Origin of the sequence: Tahibacter caeni (assembly GCF_024609805.1) — a bacterium.
Taxonomy (GTDB): Bacteria; Pseudomonadota; Gammaproteobacteria; order Xanthomonadales; family Rhodanobacteraceae; genus Tahibacter; species Tahibacter caeni.
Genome location: NZ_JANFVR010000532.1, coordinates 1 through 2082 on the forward strand (window position 1 = coordinate 1; position 2082 = coordinate 2082).

General features: G+C 74.2%; 1 protein-coding gene. It reads left to right on the forward strand.

The features are described 5' to 3' along the window. Positions 1-2082, forward strand: a 2082-nt coding sequence (locus NON22_RS23490) for a fibronectin type III domain-containing protein (protein ID WP_257389410.1), incomplete at both ends; no start/stop codon positions are given.

Here is a 2082-nt window from a genome sequence, read left to right on the forward strand (position 1 = left end):
AGCTCGGCCGCTGGACCGTGACCGAAGCCGACGGCGACTACCGCCTGCGCCTGCGCGTGCGCGACCGCGCCGGCAACGAGAGCCGCGCCGAGCGCCGCGTCGCGGTCGACGGCACCCCGCCGCGCATCGTGATCGACGCGCCGGCCGGCGGCGCCGCGCTGGCCGGACGGCTGCGCCTGCTCGGTACGGTCGAGGACGCGCACCTGCGCGACTACGTCGTCGCGATCGCGACGCCGAGCGCGGCGCTGACCGATACCTGGACGCCGCTGTACCGCGGCCTGGCCGCGGTTGAAGCTGGCGTGCTGGCCGAGGTCGACCTGCCCTTGCCCGACGGCGACTACGTGCTGCGCGTGCTCGCGACCGACGTGACCGGCGCGACCGCGAGCGTGCGTCTGGACCTGCGCATCGACAAGGCGCCGCCGCCGGCGCCGCTGCAGCTGCGCGTGCGCATGGACGGCGCCGACGCCGTGCTCGACTGGTCGCCGCCGGCGGCCGGCGATCTCGCCGGCTACGCGGTCTACCGCAACGGCGTGCGCCTGAACGCGGCGCTGCAGTCCGCGCCGCATTACGTCGACACGGCGCTGCCCGACGGCCGCTGGCGCTATACGGTGACCGCGCTCGACCAGGCCGGCAACGAGAGTGCGCCGAGCAATCGCGTCGAGGTCGACGTCGACCGCACGCCGCCCGAGGCGCAGATCCACGCGCCGCTGAACGCGACGCGCGTGCACGGCGTCGTGCCCATCGTCGCGACCGCCTACAGCACCGACGATTTCGACGGCTTCGTGCTGAGCGCGCGGCGCCGCGACGGCGACGACACGCCGCGCGTGCTGGCCCAGGGCGCCCTGCCCCGGCGCAACCAGCTGCTCGCGCAATGGGACAGCCTGGGCTACGCCGAAGACACCGCCGTCGTGCTGCGCCTGAGCGCGCGCGACCGCAGCGGCAACGAAGCCGTCAGCGAGATCGAGGTCGTCGTCGACAATCTCGCGCCGGCCGCGCCGCAGGGTTTCGTCGCGACCTTGCAGGGCGGCGACGCCCACCTGGCCTGGGACGCGAACAGTGAAGCCGACCTGCTCGGCTATCTGCTCTATCGCAACGGCCAGCTCGTCAACGGCCCGGCCCAGTTGCCGGCCGATCTGCGCGGCTTCGCGCTGCAGACCAACGGCTACATCGATGCGGCGCTGGCCGACGGCACGCACGGCTATGTCGTCTTTGCGATCGACCAGGCCGGCAACATCAGCGCACCGTCGGGGCCGGCCAGCATCGGACCGCTCGACAACGGTCCGCCGCACCTGAGCATCGATGCACCCGAAGCCGGCACGGCGTTCGAGACGCAGATCGACGTGCGCGCGTCGAGCCGCGACCGCGACATCGCGAGCGTGCAGTTCGCGTATCGCGCGGCCGGCGCGACCGGCTGGACCGCGATCGGCGCGGCGCTGACCGAAGCGCCGTACCGCCTGAGCTGGGTGCCCGGCGCCCTGCCGCACGGCGACTACGAGCTGCGTGCGCTCGCGACCGACGGCGGCGGGCTCGTCGATCCGCAGCCGCCGCAGGTATCCGTGCGCTATGCGGACCTGACCGCGCCGGCAGCGCCGGGCGCGCTGCAGGCCACGGCCGACGGCGACGTCGTGCAACTGAGCTGGAGCGCGAGCACGAGCGCGGACGTGACGGGCTACCGGATCGAACGCTACGACGGCAACGACTGGCAGCCCGTGACCGAGACGAGCGCGACGACGGCCAGCGACGGCGGCCTCGCCGACGGCCGCCGGACCTATCGCGTGCGCGCATTCGATGCCGGCGGCAATCTGTCGGCCGAACGCAGCGACGCGGCCGAGGTGTTCTCGCTGCATGTCGAGCCGCCGTTCACGCCGACGGATGCCGCCACGACGACCGTGCAGGGCGTCAGCACGCGCGCCGGTCATGTCGCGCTGCGCCTCGGCGACGCGGCCGAGCAGACCGTCGGCGACACCGCCGCCGACGGCCGCTTCCGCATCGAGGCGCTCGCGCTCGCCGCGGGCAGCAACGTCTTCCACGTGCGCGTGACCAGCGCCGACGGCGACCGTTCGCGCCGCGCGACGGCCGGCG